Consider the following 23,387-nt stretch of genomic DNA (forward strand, 5'->3'; position numbering starts at 1 on the left):
GGATATGGTTTACTTTAATCTACGACAAGCAGATTAGAAGTTGAACGTTACACCCACACGAACACGGTTTTCAGTTTTGATCTCAGCTGGGTTGTTCTTGCTAAGTGTACCGTATGTTTTATCTAGGATTTGGTAATCTAGGTATGGAGCCCAGTTTTCAAAGCCTGTGTATTTTACTTGGAACGTGTGTTCCCACTTTGAATCACCCTTCTCTAGTTCTCCACCTACAACGTTACCAGTGAATGCACCGCCGCCATTTTGAGCGATATAAGCAGGGTTATATTCTAGGTTGAAGTCTGAAATGTTGTAACCAATCCAAGCGTCAACTTGGTTAGTGTTGTTCACGTTAGAACCGTCTGCTGCGTTAGTTGCAGCTTGGTAACGGTAACGAGCAGCTGTATAGAAGTTGCCTGTTGCGTACGTTGCTTTTAGGTATGGACGGTACTCAGAGTGGTTAGTACCATTCCAGTATACGAAACCTGGAGTTAGCGTTACGTTATCGTTGATCGCGTAGTTATAGTTAAGCTCAGTCTCGAACGCAGCTACTGTGTGCTGGTTTTGGCTAAACGCTTTGTCGCCGTGACCTTGAGTACCTTCTAGGTGGATTTCCCAGTCTTCAGCAAAACCCATACCCGCGCGAACACGGCTTTCGTAAGTTTTTGCTTCAGTGTTGTATGCGCCACGAACGTCAACGTAGTTTGCGCTTGCTGGAAGTGCTACTGCAGCAACAAGAGCAGCCGCCAATGTCATTTTAAAAGATTTCATAAAAAGCTCCGTATAGAACAGGAATGCCAAATTTGGCACCGGATTTAATGTGCAAACGATGAGGCCACTGCCAAGCATCCTCATGCGTCACACCAAAACTGAGCTCAGAATATTTTTTTGAACATTGTTTTTGTCATGGAAATGTCAAACCCCTACATTGAGTGACGGGACTCACATCAATATTGAGTTCAATTTCATCAACGAGTACAGACATGAAATCATCTAGTAACAATAATGAAATATATAATCAAAAATGATTTATACGCATTAGATAACTGCCCTGTATGAAACAGCACGTCATATTTGAAACTTTATGCGGTGTAGTTGGTTCCGTAGCTGGAATACGAATACTGAGCGGAGTTGTCATCTATATCCGATTGAGGCAGCTCCTGCTCTGACACTTCATCAGATGGGATTGGTTTCTCTACTTCTTCTTTGCTTTCCGCTTTGTCTACAGTTAAACCAAACAGCGGCAGTTCACGTTTATAGAGCTTGTTGAGGGCACGGATAAGCGAGTGTTTTACAACGGGTCCAAATTGGAGCTTCTTCAGTACTGGCTTGGCTAGTGATTGAAGACCTACAACAGAATCCACACCTAACGTACTTCCCACGGTATCGCGAGCCGATTTGGCAGGTTCATACCCCATATACGCGGACATGAACAACCAAATATAGGCGATAGACGCGCCATTAGGCTTCACTTCACGCCAGGCTTCACCGGCAAAGTACATGGCCTCAATGTTGCCTTTCTCCGCGGCTCGCTCCAACCAATAACAGGCACGTTGAATGTCTTGCTCTACTCCGACACCGTTTAAGTAGTTAAGACCGAGCTTAGTCATCCCTTCTTCACTTTGTTTGTCAGCAGCGATCTCAAACCATTCTGTCGATTGTTTTGGTGACGGCGTTGGGTTGTCTGGTGAGATGTTCCAATCTCCCATGAACAAAATCCCTTCGAGGTTGCCCTCTTCCGCGACTTCTTGAACCTTGGCAACACCTTGCGGAATATTTCGCTCGACACCTTTGCCATAGATGAGCGCTTTCGCAGCTTCAAACTTAGCATGGATATCGCCCTCTGCCCCAGCGATGCACAAGCGCCAGTAATTAGCCTGCTCACGCAACACCAAATCTTCGCGCTTTTTGTCACTTAATCGAACAATACCGTACATCGCAGTAATGTTCTCGAGCAAAGCACCTTTGTGATACCAGTACAGCGCTTCGTTGGGTTTGCTTCGTTCTGCTTCTTTGGCAAGGTATAAGATGGTAGGAACGTGACCGGTCTCTGCTTTAAAGATTCGATCTTGTCTTTCCTGCTGACGAGCTTTTTCCATTGCTCTTCGATAGGCAGCTTCTCTAGCGATGCGCTCCTCCTCCATACGCTTTTTACGCAGAGAGAGTGAGAACATCCAGACGAACACCAGTACAAGTGACAAACTGGTGGCGCCGATGGCAATGGCTAATGTCGACATAGTATGAACGGGCTTTTTAGTAACGGTTACTCTCTATAGTAACGGCTGATAGTCCGAACAATTAAGCGCGATTTTCGATCTAACCCACGCTTTTACAACATTAGCTCAATAATTCATCTAAATTACTGCGATGCAGTCGAATTCACCGCGTTATTGAAGGTTTCTCTTGCCCCTTCCACACCGAGCGATTCCGCCTCCTCAAGTAAGCTCACCGCTTTTTTTAGCTCATTATTTCGAACGGCTTTTGTAATCGCATCATGATAGAAAGCGCTCGACTCTTTTGTTACTGCGACCGATGGGGTTCGCGATACGTTTGATTGCTGTTGCTCGCTGCTTGCTATTGCGATAACTACTTTCCCCGTTTCTGCGAACGGCACTTCGATGTCTTTGACCTCGGGCAAGTAGTTCCCGCGAGCTTCAGCATCGAGCTTTGCTGGGTGGGTAACGCTCACTGATTCCTTCAACGCTTTAGGCTTGGTGTAAACCACAAGCATGAGATCTGAACTGTTACTTGGCGGCATAAACGTAAACGTGAGTTCTAGACGGTTTCCAAGATGAAAGCGAGCGGGTAAATAGTTGAACTCTTCTAGCTCATATTGCTCGATGATGCTGCCATCCTCACGGATAATGGCGATGTAAGGAGCAAAAGCCGACGAAGCTATCAAGCTTGTCACTGTAATGTCTAAAGCGCCTGAGGATAGTGGCAGAGAAGCAACCACAACCGGACTCTCTACGCCATCAATGATGTATCGTTGACTGTCTTCAGCTATGGAAAAGGTCTGCTCACTTGGTGCCTTTAGAGACAATACATTCAGTTGTGAGACACTGTTTATCTTAGCCTGAGTCGGTAGTGACGTCTGCTCCACAACGTCTGCACTCTGACAGCCCGCTAAAAGCAAACAGCTACTAATGAGGGTGGTTGATAGTTTCATTATTGTCTCCTAAAAAGGGCGAAGTATCCTCCGCCCTATCGTCTTAGCTCTCGTTAAGTGTTAGAACCAAGCTTCCACTTGAACGCCAACAAGGAACTCATTCTTTTTAGACTTATCCGCTAACTGAGCGCTGTCTGAGCGGTCGTTAAGGTAAGTACCGTAAACGCGGATTTCTGGACGAGCAAAGAAGCCTTCTCCCATAGAAAATGCCTGAGCCACCGTGAGTTTGCTGCCCTTTTTGTTACCGTAATTGCTGTAATTTTCAACGTACGAACCCGCTTCAAACACGGTACGGACGGTGTCTGTCCACTGGTACATTGGACGGATAACCGCAGAGATCAGTTCGTGATCGGTTTTAGCACGGTTGGTTGCCGAGATAGCTGCATCGGTAGAGCGAGCCGCAAGGAATTGGTGCCCCATTTCCCACTTATCACCCAAGCTGATCACACCCCAGTTCAATAGACGAACACCTTGAGCGTCGTTATTCGCGTCGTCACGACGATCAAAGTTACCGCCATTGCCCAGATCCGCCATTTGAGCACCGTATGAGCTGTTACCGTACTGAACTACCGTTTGGTTGAAACCGCTGCTCATATTTTGATGAAGGATCGCAGTCACCAAAGCGCCATCATCCGCTTGAACGTCTTTGTTGCCAGAAGCGGTACCTGTCGAGAAGTTGTATGCACCTGCCACTTCAAGTGTTGCGTCTTCCCACAGACCGATATTCGCTAGACGTACATCAGCGATATAGCCTTTAACTTCATCTTCTTTGTGCTTGTCTTGCTCTACCCAACTACCGGCTTCACCAGGGTTGGTACCAGGTTTCTGCACCCACTGCTTACCATCAAGCGTCTTTTGCTTAGTGCTGCTATCTTCGATTAACGCCACAGACAGCTTTTGGTTACCGACTGAAATGTTCTCGATACCACCACCGGTACCCGACGTGTTCAAAAAGTAGAAATCCGTGATATGTACATCACGACGTTGGTAGTAGCGCTTGCCGGCCCAAACGGTCGCTTCTTTGTCAGCGCTAAATAGGCCCGTTGCTTGAACGTTGTACTGAGCCACGTTGAAATCGCCATCTTGCCAACCGTTAGTACCACTGTTGCCAGACGCAATCATGGATTCTACGCGCCAAGTTTGGTCACCTGTTTTCAGGTCTTTACCAAAACCAAACTCTGAGTAGTTGTCGTTTTCGTTACCTAAACGACCTACTTTTTGTTTCTCGTAGTTCGTATCACCCGTGCCATTCGAGCTCAGCGCAGTACCCGCACGAAAGTAGCCAAAGTAATCAACAGCAAAAGAAGGGGCTGCAACTAGTGCAGTCGATACTGCCGCTGCAACTAGACATAGTTTGTTCATTATTAACTCCGTTTATTATTGTTATTTTTCTCAAGCGACATCCGAAAAGGCAGTGGAATGTATGACTCGCAAGGAAAACAATCGGAGGAGGAGAATAATGATGAGAGTTTTGTTGTTACAGGGTGGGGGATAGGGCTATCGGGAAGGTGACGAGCGGTCCTTTCAAGTATTAAATGAAGAAGAAAGAGTTTTTTGTCAGAATTAAGTATCAATCTCGACGCCTGACCGATAACAGGTATAAAAAACACAAAAAAGCATGACAAAGATCACAATTCTCTTTTTTATAAGGTATAGGTTTTATAATTCGATTTATTTGAGGAAAGTCACTTTTGGGGGTTAAATTGATGTAATCAGAAAGGTGTTATTTTCTACTAAATAAATAAAAGCCCCGTAGATATTGACAGATGTATTACAACTTCACATCCACGAGACCAATCACAATTTCTCTAGAAATGTTTACTTAGCATTGATTGCTTGTATAAATACCTGCTGAGCATCTTCAATGTTAAGTGCTTTAGCCTCATCAAGTAAGCTCAATGCCTTAGGTATATTATCTTCCGCTACAGCCGATTTTATTGCAGAATGATAATACTGTTTAGTCTCTGGAATAGTATCAATTGCAACCAACGGCTTAGCAACATCACTTACAGTATTAACAGTTTCCGTTTTATCTCCATAGTAAGGTTCTCGACTAAAGCCGCTCCAACCGCTGGAGAGATCCTTCAAAGCAACCTCAACAGTGCCATATTTACTATGCTTTTTTATCGGGTCAGGTATAGAGGGCGGGTCAACACGTTTAGCTATCGCAAACGCTTTAGCGGGATGAATGACTGTCGTAGTTTCCGTGAGAGCTTCTTCTGTAGTAAAAACAAGTGCATAAACTCTGGTTACTTGAGTGCCTAGATTAAGCACCAATTCACCTTGCATAGCTTCACCGACATTAAAATCATCTCTATCATAACTAAAGTTACCAGAATTGTATGTTCGGATGTGGTTAAAGTTCTGATCAAAAATTGCCAGATTAGGAACAAATACATCCATTTTGCTCATTATGCTCGTGAGCTTGAGCTCTGTCGGGTTGCCATTATAATCAAAGCTAAATCCCGCCACCGCACTATCAATTTCGCTGTTGCGAATGACTTGACTGCTCGCTTCTATTTCGAATCTAAACAAACTGGGAACTGTGACCAAGTTCCAGTTTACATTCTGTAAATCAGATACTTGCTGCATCTCCGCTTTTTGGGGAGTAGTAACTACATCTATAGGTGTACTGCAACCTAACAATGACAAAACCCCGATTGTTGATAATAGGAGACGCTTCATTCAATATTTTCCTCTCTGAAGAGGGCAACCCGAAGGTTGCCCTGTCTATATTTGCTCGTGTATTTTTACCACCAAGCTTCGATTTGTGCACCAACCATTAGGTCATTTTTCTCGATTACTTGATCGCCACTGTATTTACTTGCGAAAATACGGATTGCTGGACGTGCCCAGAAGCTTTCACCAGCTTGCCATTGTTGCGCAATCGTAAGTTTGCTTAGATCTGATGACTCAGACATCCATGGATCATCTTGATTGTAGTAGCCCGCTTCAAATACTGTACTCATAGTTTCTGTCCATTTGTACGATGGACGAACTACAGCATTCCAGCGAGTACCTTTTTTGTCGCTGCCAGGGTTATCAAGTTGAGAATAGATAAACGAGTATCCTAGATCCCATTTGTCGAATGCAATCACACCCCAGTCAATAAAGCGCCAAGATGTACGACCTTTTTGACCTTGTTCCATGTTGTAGCCGATACCCATGTGACTGTTCACACCATAGCCATCCCATGCAAAGCCTTCAGTGTTATATTGGAGGACTGCTTTGTTGAATCCACCGAAGAAATTACCTTGCGTATGCTCAACGGTAAAGCTATAACCAACCTCGTCTAGACCCCAATCACCAACATTACCAGTGTTGTTGTTAATCGCATCTTTCTGAGCATCAGTGTAGAACGGTTTAGAGATAAAGAAGGTAAAGTCTAGTGTACCATTGGTGTTTACCTCTAAGCCATTGAAACGGAAGTCCAATGTAGGAGACGAAGCATACGTTTGTGTACCCTCTAGAGGATCTTTGTATTTGTCATCATCAACAGGTCGTGATGGATCATAATCTGGCAAATTTGGATCGTAACCCGGAGTTCCTGGAACGTTACCTGGGTTGTAGTCTGCATTTTCAGTCAGCGGCGTTTTCCACTTGCGGTTGAACACAGCAGCAGAGAATTTACCGGCACCCAAATCGATGTTTTCAATACCAATACCATCACCAGATGTATTCACGTAGTACATATCTAGGATGTGTACATCTTTACGACCATAGTAACGTTTACCGGCCCAAAGTGTTTTTCCATCAGCCATAGTGTAGTCAACCCATGCTTCACGGAAAGATGCTCGCTGACCGTCCCAAGGACTTGTTAATTCACCAATGTTTTGGAAAGAACTGCCGCGTGTATCACGTTGAGTCGCTGGATCTTCTGCAGTGCCGAATGCCAGAAGAGTGTGAGCGCTGAAAGAACCGCCATCAGCTGCTTCATATAGGTTTTTCGCATTTAGGATGAACTCACCATACATGTCACACTCGTCGCCAAGACGACCAACTACGTGTGCAGCAGGGCCGCCATTACCGTAACAAAATTGAGAACCACCATCAGCGTTCAAGCCCATACCTGCACGCATATAACCATGGAAATCGACTTCTGCCGCGCTTACTGAACCAGCACTGAGCGCACCAACCACTGCAGCAGCAATTACACTTACTTTTTTCATTTAGAAAACTCCGTTTAACTTATTGTTATATTCAATTTCTTCTAAAACACTTCGGAGGCAGTACCAAAGTGATTCAAACTTGAAATATCGGTTTAGGGTCCCGAGTTGATTGAACAATTGCAGATTAACGAAGTCGGTTGATGGAGGCGTCCTCCACCCTATCGATAGTTAGGGGGGATGAGAAAGGAGGAGAAAAATAACCGCATGGCGTTTTTTTAGTGCAGATCACAAATAAGGGGGGGAGTAGTATGGATATCGGTTATGTTTTGACGCGCACAATATGCTTTACATCACTTTTTTTAACTTTTTCGTAGTAAATGTGAAATTAAATTACATTTAAAATTATGTGATCTTCGCTTGACCTAAAGTTTACAAACCTATTAACTATTGAAAGCACGATTAATGTCATTCACGAACAAATAGAAAAAATCTCTATGACGCAACATCAATCTAGCCCTTATCCGCTGGGTGCCATACTAGATGAATACGGCTGTAACTTTGCTATTCATGCACCCGATTGCGAAACTATTTATCTCGCTCTCTATGATGACAACAACAAACAAGAGTTGTTCCCACTTTGTGAAGATTATGCTGGAATCAAGCATATTCACCTTAACGGTATCCAAGCCGGACAACGTTATGGTTTTGTCATAGAAACTTGCGAGGAACGTCAATACATCGCCGATCCATATGCTAAAGCCCTGGATAAAGCCTTACATTACGTTCCACCTTTTACTACAGAGAAAAGCTTTGAGCTGCCTGCTTGTATTGTTGTTGACGATGCATTTGATTGGCAAGGTGTTCGCTCTCCACGAATCCCACGTGATGAGATGGTGTTATTTGAGACACATGTAAAAGGCGTATCTAAGCTCAACCCTGACGTTCCTGTCGAGCAGCAAGGTACTTACCTTGGTTTGGTTAGCGAGCCTATGCTTCAGTTCTACAAAGAGCAAAATATTAACTCGCTACAATTACTGCCTGTCGCTGCTTGCATGCATGAGCCTCATCTATTGCAAATGGATAAGGTGAACTATTGGGGCTACAACCCTTATGTCTTCATGGCTCCTGATCCTCGTTATGCGAACAAGGATGCGGTAGCTGAGCTTAAAACCACCATTAGAGAGCTTCACCGAGCTGGTATCGAAGTCATCTTAGATGTGGTCTACAACCATACCGCAGAGGGTGGCGATAACGGCCCTGTCTTTAACCTCAAAGCTCTCGACTCCAAGTTCTATCTGCGTCACGGTGAGTATTTCGCCAACTACACCGGGTGCGGAAATACCGTTGATTTGAACTATCAACCAGCTCTGAATTTAGTCATGGATACCCTGAGATATTGGGTTCAAGAGTTTAAGGTTGATGGATTCCGCTTCGACTTAGCAGCAACCTTAGGTCGAAATGGTGACAACTTTAACCGAGAAGCGGCTTTCTTCAGAGCGGTGGCACAAGATCCTGTTTTGAAGATGACCAAACTAATCGCAGAACCATGGGATATCGGTCCAAATGGATATCAGGTCGGTAATTTCCCATTTGGTTGGAATGAGTGTAACGATAGGCTGCGCGACATCACTCGAAGCTTCTGGCGAAGTGACCAAGGCTACCTAAAAGAGTTCGCGACTCGTATCATGGGTTCACGTGATCTTTATAGTGCGGCTAACTGGCCTTATAAACTGACCGTCAATTACATTACCTACCACGACGGTTTCACCATGCAAGACTTGGTGTCTTACAAGCATAAGCACAACGAAGCAAACGGTGAGAACAACCGTGACGGGCACGGTGACAACCGCTCTCACAACTATGGGGTTGAAGGTCCGACAGATAATCCAGTCGTGCTGGCGACTCGTGAAAAGCAAAAACGTAATTTCATGGCCACCCTTCTGTTTTCATTCGGTATTCCTCATATCTTGACTGCCGATGTGCTATCTCATAGCCAGCAAGGCAATAACAATGCCTACTGTCAGGATAACGAATTGAGCTGGTTGAATTGGGAGCCGGAAGAGGCGAAAACGCACTTCAAGCAGTGGCTATCTGAGATGCTGGCTGCTCGTCAGGAGTATATGGTGCCGTTTATTCGTGCATTCAGTGGTGAGAAACGTAACGACAACCGTATTTTCTGGAGTCGTGTTGACGGTCAACTGATGAGCATGGAAGACTGGAATCGCTTGAGCAGTGTTGCGCTTCATATTGGTATCGGTGACGATGGCGACGAAATGGTTTACTTAATCAACCAAACCAAAGCGCCAGCGCGCTTTACGCTACCAAACGATCGCTCACAAGTATGGAAAACCATCTGTGATACCCACATCTCTGATGCGGAAGTTGGACATGCTGAGGGGGAAATCCTTCAGGCTCCGATGTCGATGGCTATTCTTCACTACTCTGCCAACGCATCGTAACTAGCGTGGCGCTAAATCAACCTAAAAGAGTTCACATTGTGAGCTCTTTTTTAATTCTATTGATCTAGGTTATCGCTAACCTTATTAATACTTTGAAATACATAACTCATTAATAGTAGTATCGGCGCAGTACTCAATTGGTTCTATATTTTATGTCGTTGCCTAAGCTGTTACTTCGCACCTTCAAACCGCTCACTTTTGTGCTTATCACCCTACTGATTTACCTCTCTTATCAGCACTATGAGCGCTCACAGGCGCTGGCCAAGTCCCAGTCTCAAGACAATGTGAAGGTTGCCTCTGCCCTTGTTTGGTCACAGATTGAAGCAACCTTTGCCAAGGTTGATTTGCTACAAGAAAGCATTGATTCAAATAGCTTCGATATTCTGACCAATCAAATATTAGCCAACAGCTACTTGTATAAAAGCATCGCGCTATACAACACCAAGACGCAATACTATTCCAACTTTAATGATGATGGGCTCACTGACAGCAGCCAGGCCTCAATTAAATGGCACAGTTTTGATGGCTTTGCACACCGATACGCCGTTTCCACACTCTATCAAAAGTCTGATGGATTTTGGGTATTTGCGATAAAACAAGAACAGAACCAGAGTCCGATTGAAGTTTGGTTTGAAATCGACGTACAACATACCACTCAGTATCTCGCTAACCTCAAAACCTTGGACAATGGATATGTGTTTGTCATTGATAAGATGACTGGACAACTGGTTTTTCACCCCAACCCAGCTCGTATCGGTACGGCCTCGATTAGCTATTTAGGTGGATTACAAGACCAAATTGACGCTGGTGAAACGCGAGGGCAATACGATTACTTTTACAATGGAAACTTAAAGAAGAGCGTCTTTAGCGCACAAAATCCCATGGGTTGGGTGTTTGTCTCTGGAACCAGTCAGACAGATATTTTATTTACGTCCTACCAGATATCGCTGACCGCCGTCGTCATCCTTGCGCTGCTGTTACTGGTCTTCTCGATAAACTACATCACCTATCAACTGAATGAGGCATTATCTGAATTGACTCGTGCAGAAGACATCGCACAGTTTAAACATGACTTGAAGACCATCTTCGACCGATTCACCTATCACAAAGGCGTTCAATTCTGCTTGTATGACGCTGAGACACACTACTTCAAGACCATAGATTTTCACGGCAACTCAAGGTCTATTTTTCATTGTGAAAGACTCCCTAAAGTTTTCGGGTCAAGAAGTCTCCATTTTCTGTACAACAACAAACATGACCCTCTTGCTCAAACGCTTCATATCTATGGGCGCCACTACACCTTGCCTCTCTATCATCAAGACGCGCTAATCGGTGTTGTCTACCTAAAGAGTTCTTTCTATGCGTTTGAAGGACTCATCAGGGCGATAAGAGACTTTTCTGAGGTCGCACTAGCTAATCTCTTGTTAACTAAAAAGGTGGCAATGGACGATGCCCTCACTGGCCTTGAGAACGAATGGAGCATGCGAAACCATATCGCCGTATCAGGAAGCGACAATGCCATGTTCTACGCCGTGGTTGATATCAATGGTCTTAAAGGCATTAATGAAAAGTATGGCGAACACATTGGAGATAGTGTCGTCGTGCATGTGGCCGATATTGCGCGTAGGAGCTTCCCTAAGCCGAAAGCAACATGCATTGCTAGAGGTCAAAATGGTTGTATTAGTGTGCTATTTCACACTAACCATATTGAGGATGCTGAGAAACAAATGGATTGGTTTAGACAACTTATCGAGAAACAGCCTTTGGATGTCGACGAAGGTTCTATAGAGGCTACGGTATCTATTGGTTTGACACAACTAGGAGGCTCAGTAGACGCGACACTTAGCCGAGGAGTAAAGAGCCTGCAACAAGCTAAGTTAAAAGGACGCAACCAAGTCTATAGCTGCAAAATTGCATAAAAAAGCCCTCGCATGAGAACATGCGAGGGCTTTTTTAATAAATGGGAGATTAGAACACGCCCAGCATCTCGCATAAGTATTTGGCCGCAGGGCCCAAGCGCGTATTTGACTTCCACAGCACGTCTGCAGAGTTCATCATCTCATAACGTTGAAACTCAGGTCTGAAGTCGATCAGGGTACCCATCGCTTGTTTCTCTACGATGTAATCGCGTGGCACGATGGCCCAACCAATACCTTGCTCAACCAACTTAATCACATCTTCTTGGTCATCGGCCTGCCAAATATCTTGAGAAAAGGCGCCTTGTGCTTTGAGAACTTTATTCTGCATCATGCTCCGGCAGACAATTTGTCGTTCACCAATAAGCGTTTCATTGCTCACCTGCTGCATGTCAGCAAAGATAGAGTCTGGGCTGCAGATACATACCCATTCAATATTCGCTATCGAGATAAAATCGACGCCATCCGGCACAGCATCTGCGGCTAGGTTAAACCCAAGCTCAACTTCATCTTTGATCAGCGCATTGGTTAGGTGGTGAGCACCCAAACGAGATACATCTACCTGAGTAAAAGGGAAACGCTGAGACATTTTCTCGATCGCTGAATCAATAAGCGAAAACGGCAGTAAGGGGTCAAGCGCGATTTTTAATGTGTCTTCCACACTATCTACGCTGGCTTTAGAGTAGTTTCTGATACGCTCAGCTTGTCGCAATAGCACTTTCGCTTGCGACAACATTCGTTCACCTTGCGGAGTGAGTTTAGGGTACTTGGTACTTCTATCGAAAAGTGTAATACCTAGGTCTAGCTCTAGGTTATTCACACCGATACTCACCGAGCTTTGACTCTTACCAAGATGCCTTGCGGCCGCAGAAAATGAACCTTGCTCTGCTGCAGCGACGAATGCCACTAGCTGTTCAATATTCAGCATACTCAACCCTTTGATTAATTGATTAATTGCGTTCTATCGTAAAACAATAGCACATAAATTGCACTTAATTATAAGCACCACAAATAACGACAAATCATTCATTCACAATGACAATTTAACCCTTCTCGCCATTGCTCGCAGTCGATAGTTAGAAAGCTTCACCAAATCGAATATAGAAGCTGGTATTCCCCATTTTAGACACCGCTGCGTCTACACCAACCGTAAAACGTTCTTTGGCATTCAGTAAATACCTAACACCAATACCTGCTGACGGAATCACCTCGGTTTGAACAGCGCTATTAACCTGGCGGTCATCATTTTGGACCACTGCAGCCCCAGCAAAAGCAACACCACTCCAGAGCGTAGAGAACTTATGACGGTATTCGACTTCCGCCTGATACATTGAGTTGCCACGATACTTGTTCCAATCCGCCCCGCGTAGGTCAGGCGTCACAAACTCATACTCAGGAGTATCACCAATCATCTCTTTACCAATCACGCGATAAGCGAAGACATCATCTCCAATCGGAAAGTATTGGCTTACTTCGGCATCTAAACGGTGGAAAGGCTTACCGGTTTTTTTATCTTTTGAGTAATGAAGCGTGCTTAAATCAACATTGAGTCCTTGAGTGGCACCCATCATGTTGTCGCGTGAGTCATACGTCATCAAGAAACCCACCGCATGGTTGCTTCCGCTCATGGCATTCTCGAAGGCTTTTTTGATTTCAGGGTCCGTTTTTTCGTTTAGACTGGCGTCACCACCACTCCAAAGCCCTTGAACACCAAAGTAGAGGTCATCAACGATCTGCTTGCGAACTTCACCATAAACGAAGTTTGAATAGGACGCATACTGAGCAGCTTTAGGAAGTTTTGCTCCAATGCGACCTGTATATTTGAGGTTTAGACTAAAATGTCCCGCGTAGAAGCCTGCTCGCCAAGCGTCGTGAGCAAATACGTGTTCGTGACCAACGATCGCCATTCCACTATCTGAATCGGTATATTGACCGTAAAACATACTGGTAGACGGGTTTGTTGCCCCTTCCTCTCTATCATGGATATACATGGCGTTCACACCTAAGCCAACACCCAGAGCATCATCGGTAATAGGCACGGGAAAGGCTGCAAACTTGCGGTCAGGAAGCGCTTCGGAATCCTGCTCGTTTTCTGAGGGCGTAGCGCCACCATCTGTACCTTCGGGCTCAGCTGTGTCGTTGTCAGGTTTTATCTGGAGGTCATCGCTTGGCTTTTCTGCCGAGGGCTCGTTAACCGAAGGCTCTTCAACCGAATCAACCGGCTCGGTAGCACAAACAGCCGTGGATACAGACAATAGCGCAGCCATAACCATAGACAGCGGAGTTTTTGACGTCTTCAAATGAAATCTCTTTAAGTACAATAACTAATAGTTGTGTGCGCACTACGATTCCATTCAACAAGCCCCTCTAGATACTGCGTTGGGCTATACAGTGCTTGACTAGCGATTCTCGCTTTGGAGGGCGATGCTACTAGATTCAATTTCTATGGCAAAAACAACCTATTCGAAAAGCGCATAGAAATTACCAGTTAATATCAAACAAGCGTCAGTTTAAGGATTCAAAGTATCCAAATAGCAAATAAATGTGAGCGCAGTTGCAACCGGACGCGAATCCATCAACTACCATCTTCAAAAAATGGCATATATTCATCGTGTTCCGATAATTGTCGACCTAATATGGCGTTACTAGAGCAATCACTATCTGCTTCAATACACAGGTTTTTGTGTCATTTTTTGATGAAAATTAAACGGAAAGTAACATACGTGATTGCAAACACACCGTAACCTAGGCAAGCTAGGCTAATCTGAATAACATATTCTGCTAGGGAAATAATAATGAAAGCATCGAATCTGATTGCTGCTGCGTTACTTGTTGGTTGCAGCACGGTTGCAATGGCTGAGGTAACTATTGCACTTCCAGAAAACGTAGACCTACTCTCTGTTAACGCTGCGGATCCACAGACTGACTCTAAAGGTTTTTTCTCATCTGCAGAGACAGCAACCTTGCCAGATGGCGTTAACCAAATTGTATTCAAATATGAGCCTTACTTCGATATCAACCGTGACGAGCGCAAAGTTATCTCTAGTAAAGCTATCATCGCTAAGTTTGATGCAACCGATGCTAAGCTCACTCTCAATGTCCCAACCTATCGCGATGCTCGTCAAGCCGAGAAAAATATCGACAACTTAGAATGGTCACTTACCGATGAAAACGGTAAAGAGATTGTTGTGGTTCAAGACCAACTCATCAAAGATGGCATGCAGATCGGTCGTGACTACAACCGCGAAGCAGAAGACTATAACCGCAAAGGCGGCGTAGCGGCTATCGCTGCAGCAGGCACGGTTGCCGTAGCGGCAGCTCCAGCAGCTGTTGCAACAACTGCAGCACAACCTACGACACTTCCTGCAGAAGCACCTGTTGCTGCATCAGACAACACGGCAGAAGAGATGCTTATCTTCTGGTACAACAAAGCCGATGCCGAGACCAAGGCTCGCTTTAAAGAGTACGTAAGCAAAAACTAAGCACTAGCGTATTGAGTAAGCCGCTCTAATGAGCGGCTTTTTCGATCTTGTAAGAGACTAGAAAATGAAAAAAGTTGTATTGCTTGGCGACAGTTTGACGGCTGGCTGGGGTCTACCTCAAGGTGACAACTGGTCGTGCAAACTCGCCAAAGAATTGTCGGATATCGAGTTTATCAATCGCGGCGTACCAGGAGATACCACCACTGGCATGCTAAGCCGCTTCGAGCTACAAGTAATTGATGCTAAACCAGATGCTTTCGTGCTGTTTGGGGGGCTCAATGACCTGAACTGGGGGACAGACATCAGTGTCGTGGCTAGTAATCTAAATAGTATGATTGCTCAGGCACAGCACCATGGTATTAAACCGATTCTAATCATCACTAGTGCCGTCGATCCTATTGGGTCACTACCTATGTTTAGCAACAGTTCAGAAACGGTGGAAACGCTGAGGCAGTCAATAAAGACGCTAAGTAGCCAACACAGCGAAAAGCTCAAGGCGATGTATGGTCATGGTCCTTATAAACTTGAAGTTGTCGATGCTTTTATCGCCTTTGAAGAGCACGCGACAAGTCATGGTTATGCCGAACTTTATCAAAGTGATGGCATCCACCTCTCACCCTGTGGTGCGGATATCATCTTGGAAAAAGTACGCCCTTTATTCCTATAGAACCATCAAATTAAAAGCCCCCAGCTACCTATCACAGTGACTGGGGGCAATATTTTTTATCGATGTTTTTAAAACGTTAAGCCCAAAAAGTCACTGCAATCAGGGTTAATGCGCCAATACAAGCAATGTTAAGTAGGATACCGATTCGCATCATTTCTTGCTGCTTAATATGACCAGAAGCAAATACGATCGCGTTTGGTGGTGTCGCTACTGGCAACATAAACGCGCATGACGCTGCAACCGCGATAAGCACCGATAAAATCACAGGTGACATACCAAAGGCTTCTGCAACGCTAGCAAACACGGGGATTAACAGGGCGGCACTCGCGGTATTACTCGCAAACTCGGTTAGGAACACGACGAAAGCGGCAATCACCAAGATAATGAACAACATGCTAAATTGAGAGATTAACTCGCTCAACTCATTCGCCAAGAACACACTTGTTCCCGTCGCTTTCAATACATTGCTAAGACAGATACCACCACCGAATAGCAGCAAGACGCCCCAGTCCGCGGTTTTCTCGATATCTTTCCAGTGAACCACGCGGGCAAAGTTAACGGCGACAATCGCGCCTAGTGCGACAATGGTGTCGAACTTAGCATAGCCACCTAGCATGGCATTGATTGGCTTACTAAAGATCCATAAGAACACGGTTAAGCCAAAAATTAGCAAGGTGACGACTTTACCCTTGTCCCAATTCACTGGCTCATGATTAATCTCAAATTCACCATCGAGCTTTGGCTTAAGCACAAAGAACAGCACGGCTAAAGCTATCGGTAACAAGATAAACGCGGTAGGCAAACCAAACGCCATCCAGTCCGTGAATGTCATACCAATTTCGGCTGCAGCTATCGCGTTTGGCGGGCTACCAACCATAGTCGCAATACCACCGATGCTGGCGCTATAAGCAATACCAAGTAGCACAAACACGTAAGTGTTGTGACCACTTTCTTCATTCACTTTACTCAGTACACCAAGTACAAGGGGTAACATCATAGCTGCGGTTGCGGTATTGCTGATCCACATCGACAGCAATGCAGTCACGCCAAAAAGCATAAACACGGCAACGCTCATGCGACCTTTTGCCATAACCAATACTTTATCTGCGACCACTTTGTCTAACCCTTGCCTATGCATGGCAGCCGCCAAGGCAAAACCACCAAGGAATAGAAAGATGATTGAGTTGGCAAAGTTGTTCAGTGCCGTCTGGGTATCAAAGACATTAAACAAAACTGCTATGACGGGCACCAGAACCGCTGTGACGGTAACGTGTAAGGCTTCCGTGAGCCAAAGCACAGCGATAAACGTTAAGATACTAATGCCTAGTACGACATTAGGCTCAAAAGGCAGGGTGGTGTAGAGCACGTAAAACAGAACAATATCAGCAAGAATGATTAGGCTGTTGCGGTTAAAAAACCATTCTCGGGTATTGGAGGGTAAGGGGACACTATCGTTTCTATTCATTATTATGGCTTCCTTTAGTCAATGGGCGGATGCTCCCTTGAGGGGCTATCTCAAGATGAGCGCCCTAGAAACCACAAACATCACTAAACTATTGATCAATAGCGAACTGAAAGTAGATAACTACCGTGAGTTTTGACTCGATATAGTAATTTGTTTTGAGACAAGAACCCAACACTCAGCACGGATGTAAGTGGGACCTAAATATGATCCCACATACCCAACCATTTACATAATACGAATCTATCAATTCGTTAACCACATCAACATTATGGATACATAAACATAACCTTGATCAAATCGTTGAAGATTATGACGTTAGCGTGTCAAACGCCGCTTTCGCTTCATCACTGTGCATGACTCGACCGTGTCCTTGACCTTGCGTCGTGATCAGCGTGACTAATGGCATTTCTTTTGCTGCTTTTTCTGACACTGAGTATTTTGTGAATCGGTCTTTTTCGTCATGTACGATCATGGTTGGTGCCGTTCGGCGACCTAACTTGTTGTATGGATCAATTGAAGTAATTGGATAGTGATACTGGTTTTGAATATCATCTACGACTGCTTCAAACAGTCGCATCGAGTACCCTGAACGCGCCACACTACCAAATAGGTTATCGAGATAATCAAGAACCGGTGCAATAAGCAGCAGTGGTTTGTCTTGAAGCTTGGCATGTTTACATTCAATCGCAGCCGCCGTTCCCATACTGTGACCAACTAAACCCGCCACTTCTTCTTCACTATCCAGCAATCCTTCCAAGCCGCCAACAAAGGCTGGAATATGTCCGTAAGCACCTTCACTTTGTCCGTGAGCCGGGTGGTCGTATGCAAGAGCGGTATAACCTCTGCTGGCGATATGCTCCATAAGCGGAAAGAACTGGCTCGCTGTCCCAGACCAGCCATGTGTTAGCAACCAAACCGGCCCTGTACCGACGCGATAAGTCTTAAGCACACCCTCAGAGGTACTCACTTCCGAGATGATTAAATCTTTCGGCTCTGCATTCTTCGGCTTTGAACGAACTGGGGTTAGAAGCAGTTTCTTAGCGGTGCGTTTCGCATGATTTGGCGCAAGTTTATGGTGAGCTCGAGTAGTAAGGTTCACCATTTTCTTCTTGAAACTGAATTTCTTCGATGTATTGAAGTAGATTTTATCACTCATGACTGACTGTCCTTATTATCCTCGTCATCCTCGGATAGTTGTATTGTTGAGCTTACATTTTTTAGAACGACCGTGCTTTTTTAAGTTAGCGTTTTACGCTGCCGTTCCATATAAAAGAGTTATTGAGATATCGACCAAGATTGCATGGAAGTGTCAACGCTAGTCCAAAATCGCTGACTGCTCTCCTGCTCACCCACCAGCGAGTAGAAAACGTGCGCACTTAAGTAATGCCCATAGAGCTCAAACGCGGCTTGTTGCGGGTCTAGTGTCGAACTGAATTCACCGCTATCGATCCCCTTCTGTATTTGTATCGTCAAATAGTGGATCCAACGGTGAATGGCTTTCCTCAGTGCTTGTTGAAGTTCGTCTTGCTGGCTATCGCGCCACGCATCAATGAACATGCAACTGCCCTGAAACGAATGATTCCAGCTCATCCAATTGTCGATAAGGTGCTTGAGTTTTTGTTTAGCCATCTCATGATTGCGTTCACGAACTGGCGAGATCACCCTAGCTTGAAACGTGGTATCCGCATGCTCTACAACCGCAACTTGCAGATTGACCTTCGAGTTAAAGTGAGCAAACAGACCACTCTTCGACATGTTGCATTGCTTAGCTAGCTCACCGATAGTCAGACTTTCTAGCCCATCTCTGCTCGCTATTTCGAATGCCTTCATCAAAATATGATCTTTTGTTAGCCGACCTTTACCCATAATCACCATCATCGATTTCGCCTGTATGACATCAATTTAGCACGGTCGTTCTATTTTGCAATCTACGTTTATTTGTATGACAAGGTATGAAATAATCACCTTGCCCCTATCCCCTAACAATATGGAAGTAAATCATGGATCTATTGATAGAACAGTTGTTGTTTTCACTTTCAATTACCGGTCCCATTTGCTTGCTGATTATTCTCGGCGTCGTCTTCAAACGTATTGGACTTATCAACGATAATTTTATCGAGGTGGCATCTAAGCTCGTCTTTAAAGTCACGCTTCCAACCATGCTGTTTCTGAGTATCGTGACGTCAGAGCACGATTTTTCCTCAGCCAAACAATTTCTCACCTTTGGCGTCATTGCTAGTGTCTTATTCTTCTTGTTCAGTTACCTCTCTGTCGGTACTTTATTCAAGAAATCCGCTGACCGAGGTGTGATAATTCAAGGCGCATTTAGAGCCAACACTGGCATCATAGGTATCGCTTACGTTGCCAACGCTTACGGCGAGAGAGGCATTGCCCTGGCCGCTTTGTATGTCGCAATCACGACCTTTATCTATAATGTTCAAGCCGTTATCTGCTTAACCCCCAAAGGGGCTGATTCAGGCACATCAGCGGGCAAGATCATGCTCACCACACTCACCAAAAACCCATTGATCATTGCGATATTGGCGGGCTTGGTTGTGTACCTACTCTCTATTCCTGTTCCCACTATCGTTGTGGATGCGGGTAACTACTTTGCCACGATGACGCTGCCACTCGCGCTCCTTTGTACAGGCGGTTCGCTAGACCTGAGCTCGATGAAAAAAGAGCAAGCGCCTACTTGGATTGCGAGTGGTTATAAGCTGGTACTGGCGCCACTTGCGATTACACTCGCCGCTTTCTTAGCCGGATTTCGTGGTATTGAACTAGGGATACTTTTCTTTATGAATGCCTCTCCGGTTGCAGCTGCTAGCTATGTGATGGCGCGTTCAATGGGCGGCAATTCGATACTTGCTGCCAATATCATCGCGTTGACCACAGTGCTATCTACCGTAACTTGTACTCTCGGTATTCTGGTGCTTTCTCTGTATGAGCTGCTCTAGCCTCTCGCCAAACGCTTATATAAAAGCATCACAGACCAGTGCTAGCCTAACCTCGGCTAGCACTATTTTTAGATCCCAGTACAATGACTATATGCCTGAAAAAGCTCGAATGAGCCTTTGGAGAATAGAATGAATCAACTACAAATCGTCAGTGCCCTAAACAAAGTCCGCGAAGAGAAACCGCTTGTCGTGAACATCACTAACTTCGTGGTCATGAACAACACAGCCAACGCATTATTAGCCGTTGGTGCTTCCCCGATCATGTCTCACTCAAAACAAGAAATGGCTGAGATGATGTCGTTCGCAGGTGCGCTAGTGATTAATATTGGTACGCTAGACAGCGTGTGGCGCCCAGGTATGTTCTTTGCCGTAGAGCAAGCCAATGAGAACAACAAGCCAGTCATTCTAGACCCTGTGGGTTGCGGCGCGACCAAACTGCGCACCTCAACAGCTCGCCAGCTTGCTGAACTTGCAGACAACCTGATTATTCGTGGTAACGCATCAGAAATCATCGCGATGGCCGGTGAGAAATCTCAGAACAAAGGCGTTGATGCACTCGATGCCAGCGAAGCCGCGCTAAGTGCAGCTCGTGCCTTGGTCGACGGTTATGCGTGTAGCGTCGTTGTCTCTGGAGAAACCGACTACATCGTTACCAAAGAAAGCACCATCGCCCTAAACAACGGTCATGAGATGATGCCATACGTAACAGGCATGGGATGTTCACTTTCTGCCGTTACTGGTGCATTTGCCGCAATTGGCGAGAAAAGTGGTGTTGCCGCAGCAGCAGTATTTAGTATCGCTGGCGAAATCGCTGCTGAGAAGTCGCAAGGACCCGGCTCATTACAAATGAACCTTCTTGATAGTCTCTATCAGATTACCGCTGAAGATATCGAGTCACGCCTTAACCTTCGCGAGTGCTAACAGACATCATGACACCAAATCCTTACCGACTCTATTTAGTAACGGATGAGAACCAAGACATAGACATACTCCTTCAAGTGGTGAAACAAGCTGTTGAGGGAGGCGTCACCATGGTTCAGCTTCGAGAGAAACACCATGATATTCGCACCTTCATCAGTAAAGCCATGGCAGTAAAGCGAGTGCTAACAGGCACCGGAGTTCCTCTCATTATCAACGATCGCGTGGACGTAGCATTAGCAGTTGAAGCCGAAGGCGTTCATTTAGGTCAAACGGATATGCCGGCTACTCTAGCGCGCAAGCTCATCGGCGAGGATCGTATTTTAGGCTTATCTATCGAGAGTGAAGCTCAGCTTGAAGAAGCGAAATCACTACCCATCGATTACATCGGGCTCAGTGCCATCTTCGCTACTCCAACTAAGACCAATACCAAGACGCATTGGGGTCTCGATGGTTTGGCTGAAACTCTTAAGAAAACAGCGCTGCCAGTCGTTGCCATTGGTGGTATTAATGAAGCTAATCTCACTGATGTAGCGTCAACAGGCGTTCACGGTGTCGCCATAGTTTCTGCTATCAGTCACGCAGCGTCACCTAAAGATGCAGCCAGTAAACTACTCAATCTGATGGAAGCGGGTTCGTAAACTCATTCTTGATAAGCAAAGAGAAAAATAAGACGACTATGCACGATAAACTTTCCACCTCAGCCCTCGCAAAGCAGAGGCAACTCGAACCCAAAGCGCTTTTTAATGAGCTAAAACAGGTTGGGTACATCATTTGGCATGATTCAAGTTGGCTGTTGACCGATTTGGGTGCACGCTTTGGTGGCGAGTACAGAGAAAGTGAAAAGTATGGTCGTTTTATTGTTTGGCCTAGCAAATTGGTTTTGGATGAATCACTTAAAAGCGACAAATTGCTAACAGCTACTCAGCTCGGAGAACGCTTTGACCTTCCAGCAAAGAAGATCAACTTGCTTCTCAGCGAGCTTGGCTGGATCCAACGACAAGAGTCCGACTGGGTTGTGACCATACAGGGCTTAAGAGCTGGTGCCCAGCAACGTCGGGACAAGCAAAGCAACACTCAGTTTGCAGTGTGGCATCCTGCTGTGGCTCGTAACCATAGGCTCAAACAGAGTGTGCTTGAGTTTAAAGGTGCGGATGCAGAATCGCACTCCACAGAGAAATCTTTCTCAAGTTTTCGACAGAAATTCGCCGCGAAACATAGAACGCTCGACGGTCACTATGTTCAGTCAAAAGGCGAATTACTCATTGATAATTGGCTATATATGGCGGGCGTCGTTCACGCTTATCAAAGACAACTGCCCATTGAGCAAGATGTCGTGAGCGATTTCTATCTTCCTCAAGGCAAACTTTATCTGCAATACTGGGGCTCTGACAACGGACCGATTGACTCAAAAACCATTGAATCAACGCGCGCGCTTTACGAAGAGCATGACCTGCCCCTCATCGAAGTGTTCCCAGAAGATATCGACAACCTAGACAGTGTTTTGCCTAAAAAACTCAAGCCGTTTGGCATTAGCGCTTACTAAAAATAACACAAACAAGCTTGGTGACTATGCTGACCCGCAATCATATAGGGCGTTGAAGCAAGTACTGTGCTCACGGCTTCGTTATCAGATGATGGCGATGTTTTAGCGACTTGCTGCGTCTCGTTTGTGGACAGCTTGGTTGACGTCGAGCGAATAAAAGCGTCTTTATAGGTTTGTGTCGAACGCAGTTTCGCAAGCTCTTGTTTAGCCACGTCAAATGACTGGTAAGGCCCGATAAGACAGCGATCGCCTTTCATCTCTGGTTTTAACCAAATAGATTTGCTCACCTGTTTAGCCAAGTGTGCAGGTACATACCTCAAACTACCTGACTTCACGAATCCACACTGAATCCAAAAAGATTGGTCCGATTCATCGGGTTGAGTATTCCCCCACAAACCTTCACCAATTGGGCACTCACTCTCAAGAACTGGAAATGGCAGCTGTGATTTGCTTGCACTATCGCAAACAAATACATCCTGTGATGCTTGGGCACTTGCTGTTACCGACACAAACAGAACGACTAACAACGCAAATGCGCTTGACGCTTTTTTCCACATAAATCCTCCTTGAACAGAGTGAATAGTATGCGGTGCTGGACACTTCCTTCTGAAGCTTGTTTAACACCTTCTATTTAGATTAGGCGCTAATCAAGCCATGTCAAAAGATAGGACCGTCAACAAAAAATAGCCGTACGCGATGTGGCAG

Annotated in this window: 20 protein-coding genes; 8 read left to right on the plus strand and 12 right to left on the minus strand. The window is 45.3% G+C overall.

Annotated elements, in window-relative coordinates; genetic code table 11:
- Positions 1-33 precede the first annotated feature (33 nt).
- From AC6I8U_RS19845 to AC6I8U_RS19870, 6 genes are all read right to left on the minus strand, one after another.
- Positions 34-765, minus strand: a complete 732-nt coding sequence (locus AC6I8U_RS19845) for an oligogalacturonate-specific porin KdgM family protein (protein WP_498019423.1) — start codon at positions 763-765, stop codon at positions 34-36.
- Between the two features lie 311 nt (positions 766-1,076).
- The gene (locus tag AC6I8U_RS19850) at positions 1,077-2,231 is read right to left on the minus strand and encodes a tetratricopeptide repeat protein (protein ID WP_498019424.1); all 1,155 of its coding nucleotides are present in this window, start codon (positions 2,229-2,231) and stop codon (positions 1,077-1,079) included.
- 122 nt (positions 2,232-2,353) lie between these two features.
- Positions 2,354-3,163: a MalM family protein gene (locus AC6I8U_RS19855; RefSeq protein WP_498019425.1), complete on the minus strand. Its 810-nt coding sequence runs from the start codon at positions 3,161-3,163 to the stop codon at positions 2,354-2,356.
- Between the two features lie 60 nt (positions 3,164-3,223).
- Positions 3,224-4,525, minus strand: a complete 1,302-nt coding sequence (gene lamB / locus AC6I8U_RS19860; RefSeq protein WP_498019426.1) for a maltoporin LamB — start codon at positions 4,523-4,525, stop codon at positions 3,224-3,226.
- A 456-nt stretch (positions 4,526-4,981) separates the two neighbouring features.
- Positions 4,982-5,848, minus strand: a complete 867-nt coding sequence (locus AC6I8U_RS19865; RefSeq protein WP_498019427.1) for a MalM family protein — start codon at positions 5,846-5,848, stop codon at positions 4,982-4,984.
- 65 nt (positions 5,849-5,913) lie between these two features.
- Positions 5,914-7,332, minus strand: a complete 1,419-nt coding sequence (locus tag AC6I8U_RS19870; protein ID WP_498019428.1) for a carbohydrate porin — start codon at positions 7,330-7,332, stop codon at positions 5,914-5,916.
- A gap of 434 nt (positions 7,333-7,766) precedes the next feature.
- Here AC6I8U_RS19870 and glgX point away from each other — a divergent pair, with 434 nt between their 5' ends.
- Together glgX and AC6I8U_RS19880 are read left to right on the plus strand one after the other, a co-directional pair.
- Complete coding sequence (gene glgX, locus AC6I8U_RS19875; protein ID WP_498019429.1) at positions 7,767-9,731, plus strand: glycogen debranching protein GlgX; 1,965 nt, start codon at positions 7,767-7,769, stop codon at positions 9,729-9,731.
- 152 nt (positions 9,732-9,883) lie between these two features.
- Positions 9,884-11,650 (plus strand): sensor domain-containing diguanylate cyclase, encoded by a 1,767-nt coding sequence (locus AC6I8U_RS19880; RefSeq protein WP_498019430.1) that lies wholly within the window; start codon positions 9,884-9,886, stop codon positions 11,648-11,650.
- Positions 11,651-11,699: 49 nt separating this feature from the next.
- Here AC6I8U_RS19880 and AC6I8U_RS19885 read toward each other — a convergent pair whose 3' ends face one another.
- Both AC6I8U_RS19885 and AC6I8U_RS19890 read right to left on the minus strand, forming a co-directional pair.
- A complete protein-coding gene (locus AC6I8U_RS19885; protein WP_128648908.1) occupies positions 11,700-12,575 on the minus strand; it encodes a LysR family transcriptional regulator in 876 nt (291 codons plus the stop codon).
- 148 nt (positions 12,576-12,723) lie between these two features.
- Positions 12,724-13,947 carry a hypothetical protein gene (locus AC6I8U_RS19890; RefSeq protein ID WP_498019431.1) on the minus strand — a complete coding sequence of 408 codons (1,224 nt, stop codon included), beginning with the start codon at positions 13,945-13,947 and terminating at the stop codon, positions 12,724-12,726.
- Positions 13,948-14,442: 495 nt separating this feature from the next.
- On the opposite strand from AC6I8U_RS19890, the gene AC6I8U_RS19895 reads away from it, so the two are divergent.
- Positions 14,443-15,129, plus strand: coding sequence for a DUF2057 family protein (locus AC6I8U_RS19895; protein WP_042469722.1), 687 nt, complete (start codon positions 14,443-14,445; stop codon positions 15,127-15,129).
- A 64-nt stretch (positions 15,130-15,193) separates the two neighbouring features.
- The gene (locus tag AC6I8U_RS19900; protein ID WP_498019432.1) at positions 15,194-15,796 is read left to right on the plus strand and encodes a GDSL-type esterase/lipase family protein; all 603 of its coding nucleotides are present in this window, start codon (positions 15,194-15,196) and stop codon (positions 15,794-15,796) included.
- Between the two features lie 76 nt (positions 15,797-15,872).
- Here the strand turns inward: AC6I8U_RS19900 and AC6I8U_RS19905 are convergent, their stop codons facing one another.
- From AC6I8U_RS19905 to AC6I8U_RS19915, 3 genes are all read right to left on the minus strand, one after another.
- Positions 15,873-17,261, minus strand: coding sequence for an SLC13 family permease (locus AC6I8U_RS19905; RefSeq protein WP_498019433.1), 1,389 nt, complete (start codon positions 17,259-17,261; stop codon positions 15,873-15,875).
- 307 nt (positions 17,262-17,568) lie between these two features.
- On the minus strand, positions 17,569-18,417 hold the full coding sequence (locus AC6I8U_RS19910) for an alpha/beta hydrolase (protein WP_498019434.1): 849 nt from the start codon (positions 18,415-18,417) through the stop codon (positions 17,569-17,571).
- A 119-nt stretch (positions 18,418-18,536) separates the two neighbouring features.
- Positions 18,537-19,127, minus strand: coding sequence for a TetR/AcrR family transcriptional regulator (locus AC6I8U_RS19915; protein ID WP_252017256.1), 591 nt, complete (start codon positions 19,125-19,127; stop codon positions 18,537-18,539).
- 134 nt (positions 19,128-19,261) lie between these two features.
- On the opposite strand from AC6I8U_RS19915, the gene AC6I8U_RS19920 reads away from it, so the two are divergent.
- From AC6I8U_RS19920 to AC6I8U_RS19935, 4 genes are all read left to right on the plus strand, one after another.
- Positions 19,262-20,218 carry an AEC family transporter gene (locus AC6I8U_RS19920; RefSeq protein WP_498019435.1) on the plus strand — a complete coding sequence of 319 codons (957 nt, stop codon included), beginning with the start codon at positions 19,262-19,264 and terminating at the stop codon, positions 20,216-20,218.
- A 129-nt stretch (positions 20,219-20,347) separates the two neighbouring features.
- Positions 20,348-21,139: a hydroxyethylthiazole kinase gene (gene thiM, locus AC6I8U_RS19925; protein ID WP_498019436.1), complete on the plus strand. Its 792-nt coding sequence runs from the start codon at positions 20,348-20,350 to the stop codon at positions 21,137-21,139.
- An 8-nt stretch (positions 21,140-21,147) separates the two neighbouring features.
- Positions 21,148-21,777 carry a thiamine phosphate synthase gene (gene thiE, locus AC6I8U_RS19930; RefSeq protein WP_498019437.1) on the plus strand — a complete coding sequence of 210 codons (630 nt, stop codon included), beginning with the start codon at positions 21,148-21,150 and terminating at the stop codon, positions 21,775-21,777.
- A 38-nt stretch (positions 21,778-21,815) separates the two neighbouring features.
- On the plus strand, positions 21,816-22,682 hold the full coding sequence (locus tag AC6I8U_RS19935; protein WP_498019438.1) for a glycerol kinase: 867 nt from the start codon (positions 21,816-21,818) through the stop codon (positions 22,680-22,682).
- Here the strand turns inward: AC6I8U_RS19935 and AC6I8U_RS19940 are convergent.
- The gene (locus tag AC6I8U_RS19940) at positions 22,679-23,239 is read right to left on the minus strand and encodes an SPOR domain-containing protein (protein WP_498019439.1); all 561 of its coding nucleotides are present in this window, start codon (positions 23,237-23,239) and stop codon (positions 22,679-22,681) included. The genes AC6I8U_RS19935 and AC6I8U_RS19940 overlap by 4 nt on opposite strands.
- Between the last annotated feature and the right edge of the window lie 148 nt (positions 23,240-23,387).

It is taken from the genome of Vibrio sp. KUL80, from assembly GCF_059725495.1.